Below are 8,385 nucleotides of genomic sequence, written 5' to 3' on the forward strand. Positions count from 1 at the left end.
AGACAGGTTCGCCCGAAAAGTAATTCTGGCTGATGCCCTTCAACAAGCCGATGTCATCCAGGGGCATCACATTGGGGCGCATCAAGTGAAAAATCAAGAACATCTCGGCCGTCCACCGGCCGATGCCACGAATGGCAACGAGCTCTTCGATGATGGCTTCGTCGTCCATCTGCGCCCATTGGCGCACATGAACCTGGCCAGTGTCGAAATGTTCCGCCAGGTCGCGCAGGTATTCGACCTTGCGGGCGGACAGGCCGGCAGCGCGCTGCTCATCCACACCCAGGCCCAGCACGGCGGTCGGCTGGAATTTGGTCATCAGCGCGATCCAGCGGTTCCAGACCGATTGGGCGGCCTTGACCGAGATCTGCTGGCCGACGATGGAGCGGGCCAGCGTCGCGAAGGCGTCGCCGCGGCTCTGCAACCGCGCCTCGCCGAACTGCGGGATGAGCTTCTTCATGACCCGGTCGCGCTTGACCAGGTGCTTGCAGGCCTCGTCCCAATAGGCCGGGATCACTTCGGGCGGCATCAGCTCTTCACCCAGGTCGTGCCGTCGGCACCGTCCTTCAGCATGATGCCCTTGGCCGTCAACTCGGCGCGGATCGCGTCGGCACCCTCAAAGTCCTTGGCGGCCTTGGCGGCAGTGCGGGCCGCGATGCGCGCCTCGATCCAGGCCGCGTCGTCAATGCCCGAGCCGCCCTGCAGATAGGCGCGCGGCTCCTGCTGCAGGACGCCGAGCACGCCGGCCAGCGCCTTCAGCAAGCCGGCACGCTGGGGTGAGCGATCACGGTTGACTTCGTTGACGAGGTCAAACAGCACGGCGATGGCACCGGGCGTGCCGAAGTCCTCGTCCATCGCCGTCTTGAAGGCAGCGGCGCTGGGCTCGCTCCAGTCGACGGCGACTTCGGACGGCGGCACGGCGTCCAACGCCGTGTACAGGCGCGTCAGCGCGGCTCGGGCGTCTTCGAGGTGGGCATCGCTGAAGTTGAACGGCCGGCGATAGTGGGTGCGCAGCATGAAGAAGCGCAGCGTCTCGCCGTCGAACTTCTGCAGCACGTCGCGGATGGTGAAGAAGTTGCCCAGGCTCTTGGACATCTTTTCGCCATCGACGTTCAGGAAGCCGTTGTGCAGCCAGTAGCGCGCGAAGGGGTAGCCCGCACCCTCGCTCTGGGCGATCTCGTTCTCGTGGTGAGGGAACTGCAGATCGGTGCCACCACCGTGGATGTCAAAGCTTTCGCCGAGCAGCGCGCAGCTCATTGCCGAGCACTCGATGTGCCAACCCGGGCGGCCCTCGCCGAAGGGAGCCGCCCACTTGGCGTCCGCCGGCTCCTCGGCCTTGGCGGCCTTCCAGAGCACAAAGTCCAGCGGGTCCAGCTTGCCGTCGTCCACGGCCACGCGCTCGCCGGCGCGCAGGTCATCGATGCTCTTGCCGCTGAGCTTGCCGTAGCCTTCGAACTTGCGCACCGCGTAGTTCACGTCGCCAGTATCAGAACGGTAGGCCAGGCCACGCTCTTCCAGGCGCTCGATCAGCGACAGCATCTGCGGCACGTACTCGGTCGCGCGCGGTTCGTGGTCCGGGCGCAGCAGGCCGACAGCTGCAAAGTCCTCGTGCATCGCCGCGCTCATCTCTTCGGTGAGCTGGCGGATGGTGACGCCGCGCTCGACGGCACGCTTGATGATCTTGTCGTCGATGTCGGTGATGTTGCGCACATAGGTGACGCCGTAACCACTGGCACGCAGCCAGCGGTAGATGACGTCGAACGCCATGTTCATGCGCAGATGCCCCATGTGGCAGAGGTCGTAGACCGTGATGCCGCAAACGTACATGCGCACTTGGCCAGGCACGAGCGGTTGGAAGTCTTCGAGATCTCGGCTGAGGGAGTTGTGAACGCGCAGGGACATGAAAAACGAGGGCAGCAGCCACCAACAAGAAGCCCCGCACCGGGTCCGCCCAGGCGGGGCTCATAGAATGAATTCAGTATAGCGGCCGACCCTGACGCCGCCCCCCGCTACAACCCTCATGCGCCTGCCCTTCCCCACCCTCGCGTTGCCCTGCCTGCTGATCCTGGCGCTGGCAACCACGCCGGTTCGCGCCGACGACCTTGCCAGCGCCCAGCGGCTTTGGCTGGCCGGCCAGAAGAGCCAGGCCGTCGAGCAGGTCGAGCAGGCCCTGACCCGTCAACCTGATGATCTGCAACTGCGCTTCGCCCTGGGTGTCATGCGCATGGAACTGGGCGAGCCTGCCAAGGCGACGGCCATCTTCACCCGCCTCACGCAGGACTTCCCCGACCTGGCCGACCCCTACAACAATCTCGCCGTACTGCACGCGGCCGCCGGCGAACTCGACGAAGCCAAGGCCGCGCTGGAGCAGGCCCTGCGCCTGCATCCCGACCATGCCCAGGCCCAGGAAAATCTGGGCGATGTGTTGGTACGCCTGGCTCTGCGCGCCTACCAGCGTGCCCAGAAGTCGGCCCTGATGCCCAGCGACACGCTGGCCGGCAAGATCAACCGCACGCTGGCCCTGACCCGCGAATTGCGCACCCGCTAACCACTCGCCTCCCATGACCAAAATCCTTCCTCTCCTTCTCGCCGGCCTGCTGGCCACGCTGGGCGCCGAGGCCCAAACCGTCAAGCTGCAGACCACCGAAGGCGACATCCGCATCGAACTGAACGCCCAGAAGGCGCCSAAGTCGGYCGCCAACTTCCTGCAATATGTGAAGGCCGGCCACTACAACGGCACGGTCTTCCACCGCGTCATGGCAACCTTCATGATCCAGGGCGGCGGTTACGACGCCAAGCTGAACCAGAAGCCGACCAAGCCGCCCATCCCGCTGGAGTCGCACAACGGCCTGACCAATGTGCGCGGCAGCATCGCCATGGCGCGCACCAACGACCCGAACTCGGCAACCTCGCAGTTCTTCGTCAACGTGGTGGACAACCCCATGCTCGACGGCGAACCGGACAATCCGGCCTCGGGCTATGCCGTCTTCGGCCAGGTCATCGAGGGCATGGACGTCGTCGACAAGATCCGCGCCGTCGAGGTCACGCCGCACGGCATGCACCAGCATTTCCCGGTCAAGCCCATCTTCATCACCAAGGCTCTCGTTGAGCCCGTCAAAAAATGAGCCAAGTCAAACTCACCACCAACCACGGCGACATCCTCATTGAGCTGGATGCCGAGAAGGCGCCGCTGTCGGTCGCCAACTTCCTGAACTACGTCCGCAAGGGCCACTACGACGGCACGGTGTTCCACCGCGTCATCAAGGGCTTCATGGTCCAGGGCGGCGGCTTTGAGGTCGGCATGAATCAAAAGCCCACCGAGGCGGCCATCCAGAACGAGGCCAACAACGGCCTGAAGAACGCCCACTACACGCTGGCCATGGCGCGCACCAACGCGCCGCACTCGGCCACGGCGCAGTTCTTCATCAACACGACCAACAACGGCTTCCTGGACTTCAAGTCCGAGAGCCCGTCGGGCTGGGGCTATGCCGTCTTCGGCAAGGTCATCGAGGGCAAGGACGTCGTCGACAAGATCGAGAAGTCCAAGACCGCCACGCGTGGCGGCCATGGTGACGTGCCGGTCGAAGACGTCATCATCGAGAAAGCCGTCGAGGTTTGATCCACACGCTGACGGCCCCGGCGCAGTGGCGGCAGATCGATCTGCTGTCGGACCTGCACCTCGGGCCGGACACGCCGGGCACGCTGGCCCGGCTTGAGCAGCACCTTGCGCAGACGCCCGCGCAAGCGGTGCTGCTGCTCGGCGACATTTTCGAGGTCTGGGTCGGCGACGACGCGCGGAACGAGCCCTTCGAGGCCGGCGTCGTACGCCTACTGCACGATGCGTCGMGGCGCCTGGACCTCTTCTTCATGCACGGCAACCGCGACTTCCTTGTCGGCGCGGAGTTGCTGGCGGACGCCGGCATGACCGCCCTGCCCGATCCCACGGTGCTCGATGCCTTTGGCCAGCGCTGGCTGCTGGTGCATGGCGATGCGCAATGCCTTGCCGACACCGCCTACCAGGCCTTCCGCCGCCAGGTGCGCTCGCCCGAATGGCAGGCCCAGGTGCTGGCGCAGCCGCTCGAAGCTCGCCAGGCGCTGGGGCGCCAGATGCGCGAAGGCAGCCGCGCGGCGCAAGCCGCGCAACTGATGGCCACCGACCTTGACGCCGAGGCTTGCCGCGCGCTGCTGAACGAAGCCGGCGCGACGACGATGATCCACGGCCACACACACCGCCCTGCCGAGCACGATCTGGGCGACGGGCTCAGGCGCGTCGTGCTGTCGGACTGGGACCTCGATGGCACCCCACCGCGCGGCGACGTCATCCGCCTGTCCGCAGCCGGCCTGCAACGCCTTTCCCTGTGATCCTGAAAGCTTTGCGCAACTGGCGTGAGCAACGCGCCGTCGAACGCCATGCGATTCCAGATGCGCTATGGCAGCTGACCCTGCTGCGCTACCCCTTCCTGGCCCAACGCAGCGAGGACGACCTCGCTGAACTGCGGCGGCTGTCCAGCCTGTTCCTGTCGACCAAGGAATTCCACGGCGTCGGCGGCTTCGAGGTGACCGACGAAGTCGCCGTCGCCGTCGCAGCCCAGGCCTGCCTGCCCGTGCTACGGCTGGGCCTGTCCTGGTATGACGGTTTCGTCGGCATCGTCATGCACGAGGGCGAAGTCGTGGCGCAGCGGCGCTTCGAGGACGAGGACGGTGTCGTCCACGAGTACGACGAGGAGCTGGCCGGCGAAGCCATGGAAGGCGGCCCGCTGATGCTGACCTGGAATGCCATCGCCGTCAGCGACGACCCGGCCGAGTTCGGCGCGGACGCGGTCTTCAACGTCGTCATCCACGAGTTCGCCCACGTCATCGACATGGGAGATGGGCTGGCTGACGGCGTGCCGCCGCTGGACGCCGACGAACGCGAGCGYTGGACCACGGTCATCGACGCCGAATGGGAGAAGTTCTGCGCCCGCATCGACGCCGGCGAGGAGACGCTGATCGACCCCTACGGCGGCGAGGCCGTCGAGGAATTCTTCGCCGTCGCCGTGGAGGCCTTCTTCGTCGCCCCGGCCGCCATGCGCGCCGAGGAGCCGGCGATGTACAAGCTGCTGGCCGGCTTCTTCAAACAGGACCCGGCTGGTTGAACGAAAAAGGGGACGCCGCAGCGTCCCTTTCCGTCTGAGCGCTGAAACTCAAGCCGTCGCCGGCTCCGCCTTGGGCTTGTTGTCCTTGGCCGGCTTGGGCGGCGTGGGCTGGATGTCCAGCACCGTCTCGCCCTTGTCGTCCACGTCCACGCTCAGGCGCCCGCCATCGACCAGCTTGCCGAACAGCAGTTCGTCGGCCAGCGCGCGGCGGATGGTGTCCTGGATSASGCGCKSCATCGGSCGSGCGCCCATCAGCGGGTCGAAGCCCTTCTTGGCCAGATGCTTGCGCAGCGCGTCGGAGAAGCTGACCTCGACCTTCTTCTCCTGCAGCTGGCTCTCCAGTTGCAGCAGGAACTTGTCGACCACRCGCAGGATGATTTCCTCGTCCAGCGGGCGGAAGGACACGATGGCGTCCAGGCGGTTGCGGAACTCCGGCGTGAACAGGCGCTTGATGTCGGCCATCTCGTCGCCCTGCTGGCGCGAGTTGGTGAAGCCGATGGTGGCCTTGTTCAGCGCCTCGGCACCCGCGTTGGTCGTCATGATGATGATGACGTTGCGGAAGTCGGCCTTGCGCCCGTTGTTGTCGGTCAGCGTGCCGTGGTCCATGACCTGCAGCAGCACGTTGAAGACRTCCGGGTGCGCYTTCTCGATTTCATCGAGCAGCAGCACCGAGTGCGGCTTCTTTGTGAYCGCCTCGGTCAGCAGGCCGCCCTGGTCAAAACCGACATAGCCCGGAGGCGCACCGATCAGGCGGCTGACAGCATGGCGCTCCATGTACTCCGACATGTCGAAGCGGATCAACTCGATGCCCAGGATGTAGGCAAGCTGCTTGGCGACCTCCGTCTTGCCGACACCCGTGGGGCCGCTGAACAGGAAGGAGCCCACCGGCTTCTCGGGCCGGCCCAGGCCCGAGCGCGCCATCTTGATGGCGGCGGCGAGCGCGTCGACGGCCGGGTCCTGGCCGAACACGACGCTCTTCAGGTCGCGGTCCAGCGTCTTGAGCTTGCTGCGGTCATCGCTGTTGACCGATGCGGGCGGGATGCGCGCGATCTTGGCGACGATGTCCTCGACCTCGACGCGCGTGATGGTCTTCTTCTGCTTGCTCTTGGGCAGGATGCGCTGGGCAGCACCGGCCTCGTCGATGACGTCGATGGCCTTGTCCGGCAGGTGGCGATCATTGATGTACTTGGCCGACAGCTCGGCGGCCGCCTGCAGCGCGCCCAGGGCGTACTTGACCGAGTGATGCTCCTCGAAGCGGCTCTTGAGCCCCTTCAGGATCTCGATGGTCTGCTCGACCGAAGGCTCGGCGACGTCGATCTTCTGGAAACGCCGGCTCAGCGCCGCGTCCTTCTCGAAGATGCCGCGGTACTCGGTGAAGGTGGTCGCRCCRATGCACTTCATCGCGCCGCTGGACAGCGCCGGYTTSAGCAGGTTGCTCGCGTCCAGCGTGCCGCCCGASGCCGCRCCGGCGCCGATCAGCGTGTGGATCTCGTCGATGAAGAGGATGGCGCTGGGTTGGTCCTTCAGCGCCTTCAGAACCGCCTTCAGGCGCTGCTCGAAGTCGCCGCGGTACTTGGTACCCGCCAGCAGCGCGCCCATGTCCAGCGAGTAGACGACGGCGTCGGCGAGGACCTCAGGGACTTCGCCTTCGGTGATCCTCCAGGCCAGGCCTTCAGCGATGGCCGTCTTGCCCACGCCGGCCTCGCCGACCAGCAGCGGGTTGTTCTTGCGCCGGCGGCACAGCACCTGCACGACGCGCTCGACCTCGGACTCGCGACCGATCAGCGGGTCGATCTTGCCGTCCTTGGCCAGCTGGTTCAGGTTCTGCGTGAACTGCTCCAGCGGCGACGCCTTGGCGCTGCCGCCCTCGCCTTCCTCGCGCTCGCCTTCCTGGCTGCCGGGGGCCTGGCCCTCGGGGTTCTTGGGCGGCTCGGGATCGGTCTTCTTGATGCCGTGGGCGATGAAATTGACGACGTCCAGGCGCGTGACGCCCTGCTGGTGCAGGTAGTAGACGGCGTGCGAATCCTTCTCGCCGAAGATGGCGACGAGCACGTTGGCGCCGGTCACTTCCTTCTTGCCGCTGCCGGTGCTCTGCACGTGCATGATGGCGCGCTGGATGACACGTTGGAAGCCCAGCGTGGGCTGGGTGTCCACCTCGTCGCTGCCGCCCACCATCGGCGTGTTTTCCTTGATGAACTGCGTCAGGCTCTTGCGCAGGTCGTCCAGGTTGGCCGCGCAGGCGCGCAGCACCTCCGCGGCGCTGGGGTTGTCGAGCAAAGCGAGCAGCAGGTGCTCGACGGTGATGAATTCGTGCCGCTGCTGGCGTGCTTCGACGAACGCCATGTGCAAACTGACTTCAAGCTCTTGCGCAATCATGCGGCCTCCATAATGCACTGCAGGGGGTGGCCGGCACGCCGTGAGGCGGCCAGAACCAACTCCACCTTGGTCGCGGCGACGTCCTTGGTGAACACACCGCAGACCCCGCGACCCTCGTGGTGGATTTTGAGCATGATCTGCGTCGCCGTATCGAGGTCATGCCGGAAAAATTCCTGCAGAACCATGACAACAAACTCCATCGGCGTGAAATCGTCGTTCAGCAGCAGGACCTGGTAGAGCCGGGGGGGCTCGGTTTTCTGGGTCTGCCGCTCGACGACGACCGCGCCCTCGCCTTCGTCCTTGCCCGGCTTCAGAGGGGGCGCGGGCGGGGGCGGGGGCGACTGGTTTCGCGGTGAAAAGACGGGGAGCACAGGCATGTCGGGATTCTATCGACGGGGGCTTCCCCTCGCCGACCGCGGGCAGTTGGCGACGCTCCTGGAAATTGCAAGCGCGGGGCGGAAGGTTCTGAGGGTGAACCCGGCCGGGAAGGTCCCGAATTGACGCTTTTTATTGCGCTACCAGAATCTGCCTCCGCCTCCCCAGGAGGTGCCACAAAGAATGGAGACAAGATGATGGCACTGGGCAAAGTCAAGTGGTTCAACGATGCCAAGGGCTTCGGATTCATCGAGCCGGAAGCCGGCGGAGATGATGTCTTCGCCCATTTTTCAGCGATCCAGATGGAAGGCTTTCGGACGCTGAAGCAGGGCAGCCAGGTGCAGTTCGACCTGGTGCAGGGCCCCAAAGGCCAGCTTGCGCAGAACATCACGCCGATGGAAGCCGCTGCACGCGCCGCCGAGCAGCAGCAACAGCCCCAGCTGGCGTCCTGAGCTGAGCTCACAAATCAAAAGCCCCGTGGCCTGACGCCACGGGGCTTTTG

General features: G+C 65.5%; 10 protein-coding genes. 6 read left to right on the forward strand and 4 right to left on the reverse strand.

The features are described from left to right. Both ACXJKJ_RS29665 and cysS read right to left on the reverse strand, forming a co-directional pair. Nucleotides 1–526 (reverse strand): DNA-3-methyladenine glycosylase family protein (locus ACXJKJ_RS29665; RefSeq protein ID WP_457394843.1); only part of this gene is annotated, 526 nt, incomplete at its 3' end. Further along, nucleotides 526–1,899 (reverse strand): cysteine--tRNA ligase, encoded by a 1,374-nt coding sequence (cysS, locus tag ACXJKJ_RS29670; protein WP_457394846.1) that lies wholly within the window; start codon nucleotides 1,897–1,899, stop codon nucleotides 526–528. The genes cysS and ACXJKJ_RS29665, both read right to left, overlap by 1 nt. Before the next feature lie 118 nt (nucleotides 1,900–2,017). Between cysS and ACXJKJ_RS29675 the strand changes: the two genes are divergently transcribed. The 5 genes from ACXJKJ_RS29675 to ACXJKJ_RS29695 are packed head-to-tail and all read left to right on the forward strand — an operon-like array spanning nucleotide 2,018 to nucleotide 5,132. Continuing rightward, nucleotides 2,018–2,545 carry a tetratricopeptide repeat protein gene (locus ACXJKJ_RS29675; RefSeq protein ID WP_056197745.1) on the forward strand — a complete coding sequence of 176 codons (528 nt, stop codon included), beginning with the start codon at nucleotides 2,018–2,020 and terminating at the stop codon, nucleotides 2,543–2,545. 13 nt (nucleotides 2,546–2,558) lie between these two features. Next, nucleotides 2,559–3,122 (forward strand): peptidylprolyl isomerase, encoded by a 564-nt coding sequence (locus ACXJKJ_RS29680; RefSeq protein ID WP_457394849.1) that lies wholly within the window; start codon nucleotides 2,559–2,561, stop codon nucleotides 3,120–3,122. Continuing rightward, nucleotides 3,119–3,616 (forward strand): peptidylprolyl isomerase, encoded by a 498-nt coding sequence (locus ACXJKJ_RS29685; RefSeq protein WP_056197749.1) that lies wholly within the window; start codon nucleotides 3,119–3,121, stop codon nucleotides 3,614–3,616. Before ACXJKJ_RS29680 ends, ACXJKJ_RS29685 begins: the two co-directional genes overlap by 4 nt. Then, nucleotides 3,613–4,359, forward strand: a complete 747-nt coding sequence (locus ACXJKJ_RS29690) for a UDP-2,3-diacylglucosamine diphosphatase (RefSeq protein ID WP_457355286.1) — start codon at nucleotides 3,613–3,615, stop codon at nucleotides 4,357–4,359. The genes ACXJKJ_RS29685 and ACXJKJ_RS29690 overlap by 4 nt, the downstream gene beginning before the upstream one ends. Next, a complete protein-coding gene (locus ACXJKJ_RS29695) occupies nucleotides 4,359–5,132 on the forward strand; it encodes a M90 family metallopeptidase (protein ID WP_457394854.1) in 774 nt (257 codons plus the stop codon). Before ACXJKJ_RS29690 ends, ACXJKJ_RS29695 begins: the two co-directional genes overlap by 1 nt. Before the next feature lie 48 nt (nucleotides 5,133–5,180). Here the strand turns inward: ACXJKJ_RS29695 and clpA are convergent, their stop codons facing one another. Beyond that, a complete protein-coding gene (clpA, locus tag ACXJKJ_RS29700) occupies nucleotides 5,181–7,508 on the reverse strand; it encodes an ATP-dependent Clp protease ATP-binding subunit ClpA (RefSeq protein WP_457394852.1) in 2,328 nt (775 codons plus the stop codon). Then, nucleotides 7,505–7,885: an ATP-dependent Clp protease adapter ClpS gene (clpS, locus tag ACXJKJ_RS29705; RefSeq protein WP_056197758.1), complete on the reverse strand. Its 381-nt coding sequence runs from the start codon at nucleotides 7,883–7,885 to the stop codon at nucleotides 7,505–7,507. Before clpS ends, clpA begins: the two co-directional genes overlap by 4 nt. A gap of 195 nt (nucleotides 7,886–8,080) precedes the next feature. Here clpS and ACXJKJ_RS29710 point away from each other — a divergent pair, with 195 nt between their 5' ends. Beyond that, nucleotides 8,081–8,335, forward strand: coding sequence for a cold shock domain-containing protein (locus ACXJKJ_RS29710; RefSeq protein ID WP_056199553.1), 255 nt, complete (start codon nucleotides 8,081–8,083; stop codon nucleotides 8,333–8,335). The last annotated feature ends 50 nt before the right edge of the window (nucleotides 8,336–8,385 follow it).

It is taken from the genome of Roseateles sp. P5_E1 (assembly GCF_054049335.1).